Here is a 16,914-nt window from a genome sequence, read left to right on the forward strand (position 1 = left end):
TCAGCGACTCCACCAGCAACGCAAGGCCCATTGCTCGGGGCGATAGAAACTGGGCGTTTCCGGCAGCACGAAGCGCCCACCCCGGTAGGCCACGCGGAAGGTGCCCGAGTACCAGTGCGGCACGGCGTAGTGGCTGTGGCGCAGCACGCGGTCCAGCGCCCGCACGGCCGTGACCAGCTCGGGCCGCGTCTTGGCCGCCGACACCTTCTCGATGAGTGCGTCCACCGCCGGGTCGCTCACGCCATTGAGGTTGTCCGCCCCCTCCACCTGGGCCAGCGAGGAATGGTAGAACTGGCGCAACTCGGAGCCCGGCACCAGGCGCCCGGGCAAGGCCAGGCTCATCATCTCGAACTCGTAGCGCTTGACGCGCTTTTCGTACACGGCGTAATCGACCACGCGGTAGTTGGCCGCGATGCCCAGCTTCTCCAGGTTGCGCAGCAGCGGCGTCACCACGCGGCCCATGCTCGGCGAGTTGTCGAGGAACTCGATGGTCATGCGCTCGCCATGGGCATTGCGCAGCTGGCCGTCTTTCAGGGTCCAGCCAGCTTGCTGCAACAAGTCCCGCGCCAGGCGCAGGTTGTCGCGCAGCGAGCCGGGCGGCGTGGTCGTGGGCGGCACGGGCACAGGCTGCGTCAGCACCGCGGGCGCGAGCTTGTCGCGCAGGGGCGTCAGCAGGGCCAGCTCGGCCGCATCGGGCAGGCCCTTGGCCTCGTACTCGGAGTTGGTGAAGTAGCTGCCCACGCGTTTGTAGATGCCGTAGAAGAGCTGGCGGTTCATCCACTCGAAGTCCATGGCCAGGCCAATGGCGCGGCGCACGCGGGCGTCCTGGAACTTGTTCAGGCGGGTGTTGAAGATGAAGCCCTGGAAATTGGCCGAGTTGCGGTGCGGCAGCGTGGCTTTGATCAGCTCGCCCGAATCGAACTTGCGGCCCCGGTACTGGCGCACCCAGTCCTTGGAGATGTAGGACTCGATGAAATCGAACTCACCGGCCTTGAAGCCCTCGAAGGCGGTGACGTTGTCCAGGTACATCCGGTAGGTGATGCGGTCGAAGTTGAACTGACCGCGGCGCACATTGAGGTCGGCGCCCCAGTAGGCCCTGTCGCGCTCGTAGGTGATGTCGCGCCCGGGCGTGACCTTGCCGATGCGGTAAGGGCCGGAGGCAATCGGGTGTTCGGTGACGATCTGATCGAAGGGCTTGGCCTTGCCGCTGACCATGCCCCATTGGCGGCTGAACACGGGCAGCTTGCCCACTTGCAGTGGCAGTTCGGCGTCGGGCTGGCGGAAGTCGAAGCGGATGCTGCGCTCGCCCAGCACCGTGACTTTGCTGACGGCCGAGAAAAAAGCCGGGTATTGCGGCGCAGCCTGTTTGCTCGTCAGCACCTCGAACGAATGCTTGACGTCGGCGGCCAGCACCGGGTCACCATTGTGGAAACGCGCTTTGGGGTGGAGGCGGAAGGTCACCGACATGCCATCCGGCGCCACGCTCACGTCTTCGGCCAGCAGGCCATAGGCGGTGGCGGGCTCGTCGAAGTTGCCCTCCAGCAGGGTCTCGAAGACCAGCGTTTCCAGGCCAGGCGGCGCCGTGCCCTTGAGCGTGAAAGGGTTGTACTTGTCGAAGCTGCTGGCCTGCGTGGGCGCCACCAGCGAGAAGTTGCCGCCCTTGGGCGCCTTCGGGTTGACGTAGTCGAAGTGGTCAAAACCCGCCGGGTACTTGATGTCGCCGAACTGGGCGTAAGCGTGGGCGGCCCAGGACGGGCTGGCGCACATGGCGGCCGCAACGGCCGCCGTCGCGGCGGCCAGCACCCTGGCCCAGCCAGTCCATCTCCCCCAGCTCACCGTGAGGTGCATGCCCAATCCTTGCTCCGTGATCCCACGCATCGTTGCAACAGCGTGCTGCAGGTTACCAGAGCATGAACGCGTCACGCGCTTGCACCGACAGCGTCACCTTGCGTCCCACCGGCAGGCACACCTTGGTCGGCACATGGCCGAAAGGCAGGCCCGTCAGGATGGGCGTGGTGGTGAGGCTGCGCAGGTGCGCGATCGCGGTCTTGAGCGTGTAGCCACGGTCCAGCGGGGACTTGCGGTACTCGGTGAAGGCGCCCAGCACGATGGCCTTCTGTTGCGACAGCACGCCCGCCTGGTGGAGCTGCAGCAAGGCGCGCTCGACGCGGTAGGGGTGCTCGTTGACGTCCTCCAGGAAGAGGATGCCGTTGCGCACCTTGGGGAAATGCGGCGTGCCCAGCAGCGCCTGCAACACGGCCAGGTTGCCGCCCCACAGCCGGCCGGACACCTCGACGCCATCGAAGCCCTGCTCGGTGCGGAAGCCCACGGCCTCCAGCTTGCCGGTCACGGCCTCCACGAAGCATTCCTGGGTGACATCGTCACCGCCCTCGGGGGAGTCGGCACGACCGAAGTCGTCGCAGGCCATCGGACCGGCCCAGAAGCCGGCGCTCACGCCCTCGCCGGGCTGGGCGGGGCCTGCCGCGCCATGGGCCAGCGCGGCCAGTTGCAATGCGGTGACGTCGCTGTAGCCCACCCAGGCGGTGCCGCGCTCCACGCTGCGGGCCAGCAGCGCCCAGTCGAGCTGGTCGAGCAGGCGGGTCAGGCCATAGCCGCCGCGGGTGGCCAGGGCCACATCGGGCGCGGCCTCGGCCACGCGGTGCAGCGCGTTCAAGCGGGTGGCATCGTCCCCGGCGAAGCGCTGGTGGCGGGTCAGTGCAGAGGCATCGACCTCAGGGGCAAAGCCCAGGGCCTGGAGGCGCTTGGCGGCCTTGCGAACAGGTGCGACCACGGGCACGATGCCCGCAGGGCTGTGGATGATGAGGGAGGGAGCGGCTTCGGTCATGGCGACATTGTCACCGACGCCAGCCGTGCCCTGGGCCTGGCCAGCGCAGACGCCGAGCGCTGCACTCAGCGGCATCAGCTTGGCAGGCTCAGCGCGGCAGGAAATGCAGGCGCAAGCGCGCGCGCCACAGCGCCACGCACTCGCTCAGGCCGGTGAGCAAGGCCAAGCTGAGCGCGGCGAGCCTGAAAGCCGCATGACCGGCGCGAATCCGTTGCATCTGTGGGTCTTGGAAAGGGTGTGAAGTTGTCACACTAAGTGGATGTCATGACATTTCCGTGACGAATGACCTGAGCCCGCTGTCGCGCCTCTGACATGCTGTGCGGCTACCTTGCCAGCAGCCTGGTGGCCTGCAGCCCCTTCCAACCCGCACCGTGGATGCCACTTTGACCGAACGCTCCTCCCTGCCAGAACTGGACGAGTTGCACCGGCTGATCGAGATGGGCGGGGAGCACCTGCGGGTGCGCACCCTGGGCAAGGTCGATGCCAGCGGCCGCAGCTTCGACCTGCTGTCCATCGCCATGGGCAACCCCTCGCCCGATGCTCCGGCCATCGGCTACTTCGGCGGCGTGCACGGGCTGGAGCGCATTGGCGCGGAAGTCGTCATCGCCTACCTGGGCAACCTCGTGCAGCGCCTGAAGTGGGACAGCGTCCTGCACCACCAGCTCGCCAGCGTGCGCATGGTCTTCATGCCCATGGTCAACCCCGGCGGCATGTGGCTGAACACGCGCGCCAACCCCCAAGGCATCGACCTGATGCGCAACGCGCCGCTGTGCTCGCAGGAGTCGGTGCCCTTCCTGCTGGGCGGCCAGCGCCTGAGCCCCGCCCTGCCCTGGTACCGCGGCGCTGAAGGCCAACCCATGCAGGACGAGGCCCAGGCCCTGTGCGACGTGGTCATGGACGAACTCTGCAGCCGCAGCTTCAGCATGGCGCTGGACTGCCACTCCGGCTTCGGCGTGCAAGACCGCCTCTGGTTCCCCTTCGCGCACACCGCGCAACCCCTGCACCACCTGGCCGAAATCCACGCCCTGCACCGCGTCTTCGGCCAGACGCACGCGCACCACAACTACGTGATCGAGCCGCAAAGCCTGCAGTACCTGACGCACGGCGACCTCTGGGACCACCTCTACCTGCAATGCCGCGAGCGCCACCCGCAGCACGTCTTCCTGCCCCTGACGCTGGAGATGGGCTCCTGGATGTGGGTGAAGAAGAACCCGCGTCAGCTGTTCAGCCGCCACGGCATCTTCAACCCCTTGATCGCGCACCGGCAACAGCGCGTGCTGCGCCGTCACATGGCCTTGCTCGATTTCGTCGGGCGCGCGGCCGCCAGCCAGGCCCGCTGGATGCCCGAGCCCTCCGAACGCGCCTTGCACGAGCGCCAGGCCCGCGCACGCTGGTACCCCGAGCTGCCCCGCCCGACGCGGGTCTCCGTGCCGGCATGAGCCAGGCCATGGCCACAGTGCCGGTCACAGCACCATCGACCTGGGTCCTGCTGCGCGGCCTGACACGCGAGCAAGGCCACTGGGGCGACTTCCCCGCCCAGCTGCAAGCCGCCCTGCCCCCGGGCAGCCAGGTGATCACGCCCGACCTGCCCGGCAACGGCGCCTTGTGGCGAACGCGCAGCCCGGCCAAGGTGCCCGAGATGGTCGATGCCTTGCGACAGCAGCTGCAGGGCCTGGGCGCCCGCGGGCCATGCCATGTGCTGGCGATGTCGCTCGGCGCGATGGTCACGGTGGACTGGATGCACCGCCATCCCGAAGAAGTGGCCGACGCGGTGCTCATCAACACCAGCCTGCGCCCCTACAGCCCACCGTGGCGGCGCCTGCAACCGAGGCACTACCCGACCATCCTGCGGCTGCTGTTGACGCAGGCGAAGGCCAGGGACTGGGAAAACGCCATCTTGCAGATGACGACCCGGCACCCCGCGGTGGCCACCGAGGCCTTGCTGAGCCACTGGCTGCAACTGCGCCAGCAGCACCCTGTGGCCACGGCCAACGGCTTGCGCCAGCTCTGGGCGGCCACCCGCTACCAGGCGCCGCGCAGCGCGCCGCCCGTGCCCGTGCTGCTGCTCAATGGCGAGGGCGACCGCCTGGTCCACCCCTCGTGTTCAAGCGTGCTGGCGGCCAGCTGGGGTGCGCCCCTGCTCAGACATCCCACGGCGGGGCATGATCTGCCGCTGGATGCGGGGCCGTGGGTGGTGCAGCAGGTGCTGCAGTGGCGGGCGATCCGACAGCCGCCGCAGGCACCGATGCCGATGCAGATGCCGATGCCACCGGCTTGAGCGTGCCCGCCGACGCCATCGTCAGCGACTCGCCGCCCAGCGCCTCCAGCAGGTCCGGGATCATCTGCACCAACTCGCCCGTCGAGATGGCCACATCGGCCTCGAAAGCCTCGGCCTTGTCGGCCTTGCTGCCGGCAGATTTCGACGCCTCGCCTTCGAACACCACGTCCAGGAAAGCGAGCTTTTTGATTTGCAGCGACTCGGTCAGCACCAGGGACACGCGGTCGCGCCAGGTCATGGCCACGCGCGTGGGCACCTTGCCGGCCTGGATGTGCTGCTTGACCTCGTCGGTGTCCAGCGGGTGGCGGGCGTAGCGCACCACCGACTTCATCTCGTCCGGGGATTTGAGCTCGCACTCGCGGTCGATGCTGAACTGGTAAGGTGGCTCGCCCGTGCCCAGCCAGTGCGCCATGGCCACGGCCGGCGACATCTCGGTCTGGATCAGGCTCAGCGCCAGGCCATCGAGCGCCTTGACCAGCAACGTGACCACCTCGTCGGCACGGGCCTGGCTGCCGCAGTCCAGCACCAGCAGGCGGGACTTCGGCGAGATCCACACCCAGGTCGCGCCCTGCTTGGTGAAGGCCATGGGCAGCAGCTCCAGCAGCGCCTGCTCCTTGAGCTCCTTCGTCTGCTTCTTGCCGGGCTTGCGGCCGGTCTGCTGTTCGATTTGCTCGGCGATTTCCTCGGTGCGTCGCTTGACCACCGAGCCCGGCACCACGCGCTGCTCGCTCATGAGCTTGAGCACCCACTGGCCACCCACCACCTCGACCATCGGGGCGTGGGCCTCGCCACGGGGCTCGGTCCAGCCCACAGACTTCTGCTGCGTGGCGCCACAGGGCACGAAGCGGGCCTTGGCCAGCTCGGATTCCAGCTGCGCGGGTTGGGCCGACCAGCCTTCGCCGATGCGGTAGACGATGAGGTTCTTGAACATGGTTGAGGCTGTGCAACTACGATACAAAACTGAAAAGAAAAACCCCTGCAAGCAGAACTTGCAGGGGCTTCCTGTTTTGGCGGAAACGGAGGGATTCGAACCCTCGATGCGCTTTTGGCGCATACTCCCTTAGCAGGGGAGCACCTTCGGCCACTCGGTCACGTTTCCAGCAGCAATTCGAATTGTAGTCCAGAAAGACCGGGCCACAGCGCGTGTTGTTCAAAACAACACGCCCGATCACACGCCCAGCTTCGCGACAAGGTCAGGCCTTGACCTCGTCCAGACCGAAGGCCTTGTGCAACGCGCGCACGGCCAGCTCCAGGTACTTCTCGTCGATCACGACCGAGGTCTTGATTTCCGAGGTCGTGATCATCTGGATGTTGATGCCTTCGTCCGACAGCGTCTTGAACATCGTGGACGCGATGCCCACGTGGCTGCGCATGCCGATGCCGACGATGCTGACCTTGGCGATCTTGGCGTCACCCACCACTTCACGCGCGCCCAGCGCCGGCACGACCTGCGTCTTCAGCAGCTCCATGGCGCGGGCATGGTCGCCACGCGGCACGGTGAAGGAGAAGTCGGTCTTGCCATCGTGCGAGACGTTCTGGATGATGACGTCCACGTCGATGTTGGCCTCGGCCACTTTGCCCACGATCTGGTAGGCGATGCCGGGGGTGTCGGGCACGCCGACCACGGTGATCTTGGCTTCGTCGCGGGTGAATGCGATGCCAGAAACGACGGCTTGTTCCATTTTCTCGTCTTCCTCAAAACTGATGAGCGTGCCCGACTTGGCTTCCACGTCCAGGTCGATGTCCCAGGGCGTGAAGCTGGACAGCACGCGCAAGGGCACACGGTATTTGCCGGCGAATTCCACCGAGCGGATCTGCAGGACCTTGGAGCCCAGCGAGGCCATCTCCAGCATCTCTTCGAAGCTGATGGCGTTCAGGCGGCGGGCTTCGGGCACCACGCGGGGGTCGGTCGTGTAAACGCCGTCCACGTCCGTGTAGATCAGGCACTCGTCGGCCTTCATGGCGGCCGCCACGGCCACGGCCGAGGTGTCGGAGCCGCCACGGCCCAGGGTGGTGATGTGACCGTTCGGGTCCACGCCCTGGAAGCCGGTGATGACCACCACCTTGCCGGCGGCCAGATCGGCGCGCACACGGGCATCGTCGATGCTCTCGATGCGGGCTTTGGCGAAGGCCGAATTCGTCTTGATGGGCACCTGCCAGCCGGCGTAGCTGACCGACTCCAGGCCCTCGGCCTGCAGCGCGATGGCCAGCAAGCCCGACGAGACCTGCTCGCCAGTGGCGGCGATCATATCGAGCTCGCGGGCGCTGGGGTCCGGGGAGAGTTCCTTGGCCAGGCCGAGCAGGCGGTTGGTTTCACCGCTCATGGCCGAGGGCACGACCACGAGTTGGTGACCCGCACGCACCCACTTGGCCACCCGCTTGGCGACGTTGCGGATGCGCTCGGTGGAGCCCATCGACGTGCCGCCGTATTTGTGAACGATCAGTGCCATGTCAGATGTTGTTGGAGGCCATCGCGCGCCCTGTGCGGCCACAAAAGCCAACGCAACAACGCAGGCCTTGGCGACCGCACCTGCCCCGTCACCCAGGATGGTGGCGGGTTCGGCGCGCGATCAAACCTCGCATTTTAGCGCCGCCGCTGGCTCGGCGTCGAGCCGATGCCAACTCATCGCCCATTGGGGCATGCCCGGGGGCGCCCAGCAGCGGGCGTCCAGGCCCAGTCCGGGCACGAACAGCAGCCGATCACCCGCCCAGAACAAGGGCGCACCGCGCTCCCAGGCCGGCACACCCAGCATCTGGAACTGTTTTTTCAACGCGCGAGGTGGGCGGCCGGGCCCTGCTTGGAAGCGCTCGCCACCGGTGCGCGACGCCACGGTCATGTCCAGCAGGTGCTCGGGTGCCACGCCGCCTTGGGTGCAGGGCAGCACACGCAGCATGCCGCCCCACGCGGGCAAGGGCCAGTCGCCAGGTGCGTCGATGCAGACAGGCTGCGCCGCGGCGGCAACGCCCTCGCCCTCACCCTCGCCTTCCCGTCGAGCCGGCTGCGCAGCAGGCGCCCATCGCAATCGACCCCGGTAGAGGCCCAAGCCGAGTGCTGGCCACACGCCACACGCATCCTCCAGCTTGGGCGCATGGGCCAGCATGCGCGGCAACTCGTCGGCCAGCCGCAGCGTCCACTGGGCCGACAAAGCCTGGCCGCTGACCGAAGCGAACCAATGCCGCAAGGACTCTCGCCGCTCGGCCGGCGTCCAGCGCGCCCACAGGCCCACGTTCATCGCAGCCACGTCATCGGGCGCCTGCAGCACCGCCAGCGCCTGGGACTGCCAACTGCGCAGGGGTACCAGGGCGTCTGCCAACCGGGCCGCCGACGCCGCCAGCGCCACCTCGGCCTGCGGGAAAGCTGCCTGCAAAGCGGGCCACACCGCCAAGCGCAAGCGGTTGCGGGCGAAGCGCAGGTCGCTGTTGCTCTCGTCGTCAATGTGGCTCAGGCCATGCGCCGCCACGTAGGCCTCGATCGCCTCGCGCGGGTGGTCCAGCCAGGGGCGCACCCAGCGCACGCCATTGCGCCAATCGTCTTGGGGCATCGCGGCCAGGCCGGCCAAGCCGCCGCCACGCAGGGCTTGCAGCAGCAGGGTCTCCGCCTGGTCACGGCGGTGGTGGGCCAGCAAAAGCATGTCGGCACCGGCCTCGACGGCCATCTCGTGCAGGGCCTGGTGGCGCAGCGCGCGGGCCTCGGCCTCCACGCCCTGCCCCGCATCGGCTGCCAAGCGGACATGGCGCGCCACCAGGCGCACAGGCAGGCCATCGGCGGCCCAGGCGTCGCAGGCGGCCTGCGCATGGGCCAGCCAGGCATCGGCATGCGGGCTCAGGCCGTGGTGGACGTGCAGGGCCACGACGCACAGGGCCCCGCCCCCGAGCGGCGCAACGCCGGCATGGCCTGGCGGGTTGGCCAGCATCTCGCGGTTTGCCTCGCGTGCCGCACACGCCGCGGCGTGCAGCAAGGCGGTGGAGTCACGCCCGCCGCTGTAGGCCACGGCCACGCAAGGCATGGGCGGCCGCTCAGTGCTCGGTCGTGTCGTTGAAGCGGCCCATGGCCTGCAGGCGCTCGTAGCGTTGCTGCAGCAGGTCTTTGACCTTGATGTCGCTGACCTGGCGCACGGCGTCCGTCAGGCCGCGCTTGAGGTTGGCAGCCGCTTGCTTGTGGTCGCGGTGTGCGCCACCGACGGGCTCGGAGATGATCTTGTCGATCAGGCCCAGGGCCTTGAGGCGGTGGGCCGTGATGCCAAGGGCTTCGGCCGCATCGGAGGCCTTGTCCGAGGTCTTCCACAGGATGGAGGCACAGCCTTCCGGCGAGATCACCGAATACACCGAGTACTGCATCATCAGGACCTGGTCGGCCACGCTGATGGCCAGCGCACCGCCCGAGCCGCCCTCGCCAATGATGGTGGTGATGATGGGCACTTCCAGCTTGGCCATCTCGAAGATGTTGCGGCCAATGGCCTCGGACTGGTTGCGCTCTTCGGCACCGATGCCGGGGTAGGCGCCCGGGGTGTCCACGAAGGTGAAAACGGGCAAGCTGAACTTCTGCGCGGTTTCCATCAGGCGCAGGGCCTTGCGGTAGCCCTCGGGGCGCGACATGCCGAAGTTGCGGGCGGCGCGCTCCTTGGTGTCGCGGCCCTTCTGGTGGCCCAGGACCATGCAGGGCATGCCGTTGAAGCGCGCCAGGCCACCGACGATGGAGAGGTCGTCGGCGAAATGGCGGTCACCGTGCATTTCCTGGAAATCGGTGAACAGCTCGTTGACGTAGTCCAGCGTGTAGGGGCGCTGCGGGTGGCGCGCGATCTGCGTGACCTGCCACGGCGACAGCGTGGCATAGATGTCTTTGGTCAGCTGCTGGCTCTTCTTGCTCAGCCGGTCGATCTCTTCGGAGATGTCCACCGCCGATTCGCTCTGCACATAGCGCAGTTCTTCGATCTTGGATTCGAGCTCCGCGATGGGCTGCTCGAATTCGAGGAAGTGTCGTTTGCTCATGGCTGGTTTCCTTTGTGTCAGCGTGGCCGCCAGGCGCTTCAGGCTCGTGACCTGCGCCTGGCCATCGAGAAATCAATAGGCCACGGGAAGGGGGTCGAGGCTGCGCCACAGGTACCAGGTGCCCACCGTTCGGAAGGGCGACCAGGCTTCGGCCACGTCGCGCGCCTCGGCACGCGAGACGGGCTCACCGCTGAAATAGCTCTGGCTGATGCCTTTGATGAGGCCGAGGTCGTCGAGCGGCAGCACGTTGGGCCGCATCAGGTGAAAGATGAGGAACATCTCGGCCGTCCAGCGACCGATGCCGCGGATGTCCACCAGTTCGTCGATGATGGCTTCGTCTTCCCAAGCCTGCCACTGCGCCACGTGGACGCGCTCTTCGGCGAAATGGCGGGCCAGGTCGAGCATGTACTCGACCTTTCGCGCAGACAAGCCCGCCTGGCGAAGTTGCTCAGGCGTTTTGGTCAGGAGTTCGGTGGCGCTCAGCGGGCCGCGGTCACTGCCAGGGCTGCTGCCCTCGACACCTGGCAGGCCCAGCACGGCCAGCAGGCGCTCCCAGACCGACTGCGCCGACTTGACCGAGATTTGCTGGCCCACGATGGAGCGCGCCAGGGTGGTGAAGGCGTCACCCCGACTTTCCAGGCGCGCCGAGCCGTGGTCTGCGATCAGCTTGCGCATGACGCGGTCGCGCTTGCTCAGGTGCTTGCAGGCCTCGTCCCAATACGCTGGCGTGACCAGGTTCGCGGCGAGCCCGGCGTTGGCAAGCAGCACCGGCTTGGGTGCGGAAGATTTGGACGCGCCCATCAGGCCTTCACCCAGCTCGTGCCTTGCTGGCCATCTTTGAGCACCACGCCCTGCGCGGCCAGTTCATCGCGGATGCGGTCGGACTCGGCGAAGTTGCGCGCTTTCTTGGCCTCGGTGCGCGCCGCGATCAAAGCCTCGATGCCGGCCACGTCCAGGCCGCCGGCCGAGGCCGCATCCCCTTGCAGGTAGGCCTGAGGCGGCTGCTGCAAGATGCCGACCACACCGCCCAGCGCCTTCAGCAGGCGCGCCACGGCGAGCGAGCCACTGCGGTTGAGTTCCGCCGCCAGCTCGAACAACACGGCCAGCGCGAGCGGCGTGTTGAAGTCTTCGTCCATGGCGGCCTTGAAGCGCTCGGCGTGTGGCTGAGACCAGTCGATGTCGGCCAGCGACACCTTGCCCAAGGCACCCTGATCCACGCCATTCAAGGCCGTGTACAGACGGCGCAATCCGCTGCGCGCGTCGTCCAGACCGGCATCGCTGTGATTGAAAGGGCTGCGGTACTGCGTGCGCAGCATGAAGAAACGCACCGTTTCGCCATCGTGGTGCTTGAGCACATCGCGGATGGTGAAGAAGTTGCCCAGCGACTTGGACATCTTCTCGTTGTCCACGTTCACGAAGCCGTTGTGCAGCCAGTAATTGACGAAGCGCTTGCCGCTGGCACCTTCGCTTTGCGCGATCTCGTTTTCGTGGTGCGGGAACTGCAGGTCGAGGCCACCGCCGTGGATGTCGAACTGCTCGCCCAGCAGCGCGCACGCCATGGCCGAGCACTCGATGTGCCAGCCAGGACGGCCGTCACCGTAAGTCGATCCGTACTTGGCGTCGGTCGGCTCTTCCGGCTTGGCGGCCTTCCACAGCACGAAGTCCAGCGGGTCCTGCTTGCCGTCATCGACCGCCACGCGCTCGCCTGCTCGCAGCTGGTCCAGGCTCTTGCCCGACAGCTTGCCGTAGCCCTGGAACTTGCGCACGGCATAGTTCACATCGCCGTTCGCAGCGCGGTAGGCCAGGCCCTTGCCTTCCAGCTTGCCGATGAGGTCCAGCATCTGCCCCACGTACTCGGTGGCGCGGGGTTCGTGCGTGGGCGGCTCGATGCCGAGTGCGGCAATGTCCTGGTGCATGGCCAGCGTCATCTCGTCGGTGAGCTGGCGGATGGTGATGCCGCGCTCCACCGCACGTCGGATGATCTTGTCATCGATGTCCGTGATGTTGCGCACGTAGGTCACGCCGTAGCCGCTGGCCTTGAGCCAGCGCTGCACCACGTCAAACGCCATCATCATGCGGGCATGGCCGACGTGGCAAAGGTCGTAAATGGTCATGCCGCACACGTACATGCGGACCTGACCGGGCGTCAACGGAACGAAGGGCTCGACCTGGCGTGACAGGCTGTTGAAGAGGCGCAGACTCATGGGCACACGACAGGGGGACGGGCAAACGGGGAATAGAACCAGACACGCAGTGCAGCGTGCCTTCACGCGCAGATCCAGCAGCCGTCGCAGGGCCCAGGCCGCGGACAGCGCTCAGATACAATCAGGCAAGTATAACGGCGCCCCCAACACGAGGGTGAACAGGCAGACGCCCCAGGGCACCGGACTGCTATCCTCTCCCGCGACATCGCCGATGACCGTGATTGCCATCGCACCGATGCCCCGCCGTACCACAACCCCTCTGACACGACCTTCCATGCAGACTGCTGTGCCCCACTTCGGACTCCGCCTGACGTCCATCGCCGCCCAATGCCTCGCCGTCGCCGCACTGTCCCTGAGCGCTTTCTGTGCGCGTGCCGACGATGTGGCCGATGTGCAGAAGCTGCTGGCCGCCGGCAAGAACGTGGAAGCCCTGCAAAAGGCAGATCAATTCCTCTCCAGCAAACCCCGCGACCCGATGATGCGCTTCCTGCGTGGCATCAGCCTGTCGCAAGCCGGTCGCGCGCCTGAAGCCATCACCGCCTTCACCAAGCTGACCGAGGACTACCCCGAGTTGCCCGAGCCTTTCAACAACCTCGCGGTGCTGCACGCGCAGCAAGGTCAGTACGACAAGGCACGCAACGCGCTGGAAATGGCCATCCGCACCAACCCCAGCTACGCCACCGCCTACGAAAACCTTGGCGATGTCTATGCCAAGCTGGCCAGCCAGGCTTATTCGAAGGCGCTGCAGATCGACACCCGCTCGGCCGTCGCGCCGAAGCTGGCCATGATCCGCGACCTCTTCCCCAAGGAGCGCAACAGCATCGTGACGGCCTCGGCCAGCACGGTGACGCCCGCACCGACCCCATCGCCCGCACCAGCACTCTCTCCTGCGCCTGCGCCGAAGCCTGTGCCCGCCCCCGTCCCAGTGCCAGCACCGGCACCCGCACCGGTTGCGCCCAAGCCTGTGGAAACCAAGCCCGCGGAAACCAAGCCCGCAGAGACGAAGCCGGCTGAAGCCAAACCCAGCAAGGCCGAAGCAGACGAAAGCGCCCGCGAGCGCGATGTCGCCAACGCCGTGCGCGCCTGGGCCGATGCCTGGAGCCGCAAGGACATGGACGGCTACATCTCGTCCTACAGCAAGGACTTCAACGGCGGCAAGACGCGCAAAGCCTGGGAGCAGGACCGAAAGGAACGCATCCTGGGCAAGCGCAGCATTTCCGTCAAAGTCTCCAGTCTGAAGATCACGGTCAATGGCAACAAGGCCATCGCGCAGTTCAAGCAGGACTACCACGCAGACAGCCTGAGCGTCAGCAGCGGCAAGCGCCTGGAACTGGTTCGCAGTGGCGGCTCCTGGGTGATCGCCAAGGAAAGCACCGGCTCCTGAATCCGATGAACCGATCGATGCACGGTCGCCTGGCCCAGCTGACACTGGGTCTCGCGATCTCTCTGAGCCATGCACATGCCGCTCCGCACAAGGCACCACGCCCCCCTGCAGAGCAGCAGGTCGCCCCTGCCGGCAACAAAGCCGCAGACAAGCCCAGCGAGGCGGGCAGTCGCGATGCGCAACCGCCCCTGGCGCGGCAGTCACCCTCGGCCGAAGCGCGGCTGCTGGAAATCTACCGCCTCATCGGCAAAGGCCAATCGCGCCAGGCGCTCGCCCAGGCCCAGACGCTGGCGCGGGACGTGCCCAATTTCCAGCTGGCCCAACTCGTGTACGGCGACCTCCTTCTGGCCCAGACACGCGCCCTGCCCACCATGGGCAATGCCCCAGGCGACCTGGCCACCAAAGCCCCCGCCCGCCTCGACCAGCTCCGCGAAGAGGCCGAAAGGCGCCTGGGTGCCCTGCGCGAGCGCCCGCCCGCAGGCACCGTGCCGGCCCAGTTCATCGAACTGCCGCCCACCACGCGCCACGCCATCGCGGTCGATGCCAGCCGTTCACGCCTGTACCTGTTCGAGAACGGTCCCAATGGCCTGCAGTTGGTGGCCGACCACTACGCCTCCATCGGACGCCTGGGCTTCGAGAAAAGCGCCGAAGGCGACCAGCGCACGCCGCTGGGCGTTTATTTCATCACCAGCCGCCTCGACGCCCGCCAGCTCACCGACTTCTACGGCGTGGGCGCCCTCTCGCTGAACTACCCCAACGAGTACGACCGCCGCCAGGGCCGCACCGGCAGCGGCATCTGGCTGCACGGCGTGCCCAGTGACAGCTACGCCCGCAGCCCGCACAGCACCGACGGCTGCGTGGCCTTGGCCAACCCCGAATTGCGCGACATCATCGAACGTGTCGCACCTCGCTCCACCCCGGTGGTGATCGCCAAGAACCTGCAATGGGTGCCGCCCGCAGTCAAGGAGCCGGAGCGTCGCAGCCTGAACAACCTCATCGAAGGTTGGCGCGTGGCCCGCGCCAGCGGTGACCTCAACCGCCTCATGGCTTTCTACTCGCACCAGTTCGCCAGCGGCAGCAAGGATCTGGCACAGTGGCGCCAGTTGATCGAGAAGGACCTCTCGCAAGCGCGTGGCCGCCCCCTGCAACTCAAAGACGTGTCCATCCTCGGCTGGCGCGACAAAAGCGACATCCTCGTCGTGACCTTCGGTGAAATCGCGGAAGGTCAACGCACTGGCGCCATCAAACGTCAATACTGGGGCAAAGAGGGTGGCCTCTGGAAAATCTTCTATGAAGGAGTGATCGGATGATGATTCGCAAACTGATGGTGGCTGCGGCCACCGCCGCCGTGGCACTGAGCGCCTCGATCGCCCAGGCACAAAACGTGCGCCTGAGCACCAGCCAGGGCGACATCGTGGTGCAGCTCGATGCGGCCAAGGCCCCCAAGACCGTTGACAACTTCCTGCAGTACGTCAAGTCGGGCCACTACAGCGGCACGATCTTCCACCGCGTGATCGACGGCTTCATGGTCCAGGGCGGCGGCATGACGCCCGACATGCGTGAGAAGCCCACACGCCCGGCAATCCCGCTGGAAAGCCGCAACGGCCTGACCAACGTGCGCGGCACCATCGCCATGGCGCGCACCAGCGTGCCTGACTCGGCCACGGCGCAATTCTTCGTCAACCTCAAGGACAACGCCTTCCTCGACGCCGCACGCTCGCCGGACGGCAATGGCTACGCAGTGTTCGGCAAGGTCGTCGAGGGCATGGACGTCGTTGACAAGATCCGCAAGGTCCAGACAGGCTCCAAAGGCATGCACCAGGATGTGCCCGTCGAGCCCGTGATCATCAAACAAGCCACCATCGAGAAGTGAACCATGAGCAAAACCGTTGAACTCCAAACCACCGCTGGCGTGATCCGACTGGAACTGGACGACGCCAAGGCGCCCGTGACCGTCGCCAACTTCCTGGCATACGTCAACGCCGGTCACTACGACGGCACCGTCTTCCACCGCGTCATCAAGGGCTTCATGGTCCAGGGCGGCGGCTTCGAAGCCGGCATGAAGCAAAAGCCCACCCAGGGCGAGATCCAGAACGAGGCCAACAACGGCCTGAAGAACGACAAGTACACCGTTGCCATGGCCCGCACCAGCGCGCCCCACTCGGCATCGGCCCAGTTCTTCATCAACGCGACGAACAACGATTTCCTGAACTTCAAGTCCGAGACCGCCCAAGGCTGGGGCTATGCCGTGTTCGGCAAGGTCGTCGCTGGCACCGAAGTGGTCGATGCCATCGAGAAGGTCAAGACCGGCCGCAAGGGCTTCCACGACGACGTGCCGCTGGAAGATGTGCTCATCACCAAGGCCACCGAGGTCTGATGGCGTCAGACGTCCTGGGGAAACCAGCTTTCCCCGGCGCCCGCACCCTGACGGCACCGCCCTCGTGGCGGTGCATTGATTTCATCTCGGACATACACCTGCACGAAGGCCTGCCGCACACCACAGCGGCGCTGCAGCGCCACCTGTCAACCACCGCGGCAGACGCCATCTTCGTGCTGGGCGACCTGTTCGAAGCCTGGGTTGGCGACGACATGCGCACCGAGCCCTTCGAGGCCGACTGCCTGCACATGTTGCGCCAAGCCGCGCAAGCGCGCCCCCTGTTCATCATGGCGGGCAACCGCGACTTCCTGCTGGGCGAGGCCTTCATGAGCGATTGCGGCGCCACCGCCCTGCCCGACCCCACCGTGCTGCTCGCCTTCGGGCAACGCGCCCTGCTGGTCCACGGCGACGAACTCTGCCTGGCCGACACGGGCTACCTGCGCTTTCGCGCCCAAGTGCGTCAAGCCGCCTGGCAGCACGCCTTCCTGGCCCATCCACTGGCCGCGCGCCTTGCGCAGGCCCGCCAGATGCGTGCCGCCAGCCAACAGCACCAGCAAGCCCAGGCTGCAGCCGCGGGCTACGCCGATGTCGATGAGGACTGCGCACGCGATTGGATGCAGGCTGCGCAAGCCGAATTGCTCATCCACGGCCACACGCACCGGCCAGCGTCCGAAGCCTTTGGCGGTGGCACGCGGCATGTGCTGAGCGACTGGGACCTCGACCATGGCCAGCCCCGCGCCCAGGTGCTGCGCTGGCAAGCCGATGGCTTCAGTCGCGTTGAGGTTCGCTGAAGCCCTGAAGCCTCTCACCCAGTCACTCAGAAAAAAGGCCCGCTGC

15 protein-coding genes, 1 tRNA gene and 1 pseudogene are annotated in these 16,914 nt (G+C 66.7%); 7 read left to right on the forward strand and 10 right to left on the reverse strand.

Translation table 11 applies throughout. From position 1 onward, the window contains the following. Genes EV672_RS07765 through EV672_RS19230 form a run of 3 tightly spaced genes read right to left on the reverse strand, consistent with a single transcriptional unit; the run spans nucleotide 1 to nucleotide 3,062 of the window. Nucleotides 1–1,848 (reverse strand): extracellular solute-binding protein, encoded by a 1,848-nt coding sequence (locus EV672_RS07765; protein ID WP_133607943.1) that lies wholly within the window; start codon nucleotides 1,846–1,848, stop codon nucleotides 1–3. Between the two features lie 52 nt (nucleotides 1,849–1,900). Continuing rightward, nucleotides 1,901–2,920, reverse strand: coding sequence for an LD-carboxypeptidase (locus tag EV672_RS07770; protein WP_341770460.1), 1,020 nt, complete (start codon nucleotides 2,918–2,920; stop codon nucleotides 1,901–1,903). A gap of 13 nt (nucleotides 2,921–2,933) precedes the next feature. Continuing rightward, entirely contained in the window at nucleotides 2,934–3,062 is a 129-nt protein-coding gene (locus EV672_RS19230) for a hypothetical protein (RefSeq protein WP_279536175.1), read from the reverse strand. Between the two features lie 220 nt (nucleotides 3,063–3,282). On the opposite strand from EV672_RS19230, the gene EV672_RS07775 reads away from it, so the two are divergent. Continuing rightward, nucleotides 3,283–4,284, forward strand: coding sequence for a M14 family zinc carboxypeptidase (locus EV672_RS07775; RefSeq protein WP_133608235.1), 1,002 nt, complete (start codon nucleotides 3,283–3,285; stop codon nucleotides 4,282–4,284). Nucleotides 4,285–4,292: 8 nt separating this feature from the next. Beyond that, nucleotides 4,293–4,964, forward strand: a pseudogene (locus tag EV672_RS07780) (alpha/beta fold hydrolase); the annotation flags it as partial. A gap of 22 nt (nucleotides 4,965–4,986) precedes the next feature. Here the strand turns inward: EV672_RS07780 and EV672_RS07785 are convergent. The 7 genes from EV672_RS07785 to cysS all read right to left on the reverse strand — a co-directional run bounded on the left by EV672_RS07785 (nucleotide 4,987) and on the right by cysS (nucleotide 12,316). Continuing rightward, entirely contained in the window at nucleotides 4,987–6,054 is a 1,068-nt protein-coding gene (locus EV672_RS07785; RefSeq protein ID WP_133607944.1) for a recombination-associated protein RdgC, read from the reverse strand. A 77-nt stretch (nucleotides 6,055–6,131) separates the two neighbouring features. Continuing rightward, a tRNA-Ser gene (locus EV672_RS07790) sits at nucleotides 6,132–6,222 on the reverse strand. Between the two features lie 94 nt (nucleotides 6,223–6,316). Next, nucleotides 6,317–7,573 carry an aspartate kinase gene (locus EV672_RS07795; protein ID WP_133607946.1) on the reverse strand — a complete coding sequence of 419 codons (1,257 nt, stop codon included), beginning with the start codon at nucleotides 7,571–7,573 and terminating at the stop codon, nucleotides 6,317–6,319. 120 nt (nucleotides 7,574–7,693) lie between these two features. Beyond that, complete coding sequence (tilS, locus tag EV672_RS07800; protein ID WP_133607948.1) at nucleotides 7,694–9,130, reverse strand: tRNA lysidine(34) synthetase TilS; 1,437 nt, start codon at nucleotides 9,128–9,130, stop codon at nucleotides 7,694–7,696. Nucleotides 9,131–9,140: 10 nt separating this feature from the next. Further along, complete coding sequence (locus tag EV672_RS07805; protein ID WP_133607950.1) at nucleotides 9,141–10,112, reverse strand: acetyl-CoA carboxylase carboxyltransferase subunit alpha; 972 nt, start codon at nucleotides 10,110–10,112, stop codon at nucleotides 9,141–9,143. A gap of 72 nt (nucleotides 10,113–10,184) precedes the next feature. Next, on the reverse strand, nucleotides 10,185–10,787 hold the full coding sequence (locus EV672_RS07810) for a DNA-3-methyladenine glycosylase family protein (RefSeq protein ID WP_424923131.1): 603 nt from the start codon (nucleotides 10,785–10,787) through the stop codon (nucleotides 10,185–10,187). Between the two features lie 125 nt (nucleotides 10,788–10,912). After that, complete coding sequence (cysS, locus tag EV672_RS07815) at nucleotides 10,913–12,316, reverse strand: cysteine--tRNA ligase (protein WP_133607954.1); 1,404 nt, start codon at nucleotides 12,314–12,316, stop codon at nucleotides 10,913–10,915. Between the two features lie 274 nt (nucleotides 12,317–12,590). Here cysS and EV672_RS07820 point away from each other — a divergent pair, with 274 nt between their 5' ends. The 5 genes from EV672_RS07820 to EV672_RS07840 are packed head-to-tail and all read left to right on the forward strand — an operon-like array spanning nucleotide 12,591 to nucleotide 16,868. Beyond that, nucleotides 12,591–13,700, forward strand: coding sequence for a L,D-transpeptidase Cds6 family protein (locus EV672_RS07820; RefSeq protein ID WP_133607956.1), 1,110 nt, complete (start codon nucleotides 12,591–12,593; stop codon nucleotides 13,698–13,700). 5 nt (nucleotides 13,701–13,705) lie between these two features. Then, complete coding sequence (locus EV672_RS07825; RefSeq protein ID WP_133607958.1) at nucleotides 13,706–15,010, forward strand: L,D-transpeptidase family protein; 1,305 nt, start codon at nucleotides 13,706–13,708, stop codon at nucleotides 15,008–15,010. Beyond that, nucleotides 15,010–15,573, forward strand: coding sequence for a peptidylprolyl isomerase (locus tag EV672_RS07830; protein ID WP_133608237.1), 564 nt, complete (start codon nucleotides 15,010–15,012; stop codon nucleotides 15,571–15,573). Before EV672_RS07825 ends, EV672_RS07830 begins: the two co-directional genes overlap by 1 nt. Nucleotides 15,574–15,576: 3 nt before the next feature. Next, complete coding sequence (locus tag EV672_RS07835; RefSeq protein ID WP_133607960.1) at nucleotides 15,577–16,077, forward strand: peptidylprolyl isomerase; 501 nt, start codon at nucleotides 15,577–15,579, stop codon at nucleotides 16,075–16,077. Beyond that, a complete protein-coding gene (locus tag EV672_RS07840; RefSeq protein WP_133607962.1) occupies nucleotides 16,077–16,868 on the forward strand; it encodes a UDP-2,3-diacylglucosamine diphosphatase in 792 nt (263 codons plus the stop codon). The genes EV672_RS07835 and EV672_RS07840 overlap by 1 nt, the downstream gene beginning before the upstream one ends. Nucleotides 16,869–16,914: the final 46 nt, after the last annotated feature.

Source organism: Aquabacterium commune, from assembly GCF_004362855.1.
Classification (GTDB): domain Bacteria; phylum Pseudomonadota; class Gammaproteobacteria; order Burkholderiales; family Burkholderiaceae_C; genus Aquabacterium; species Aquabacterium commune.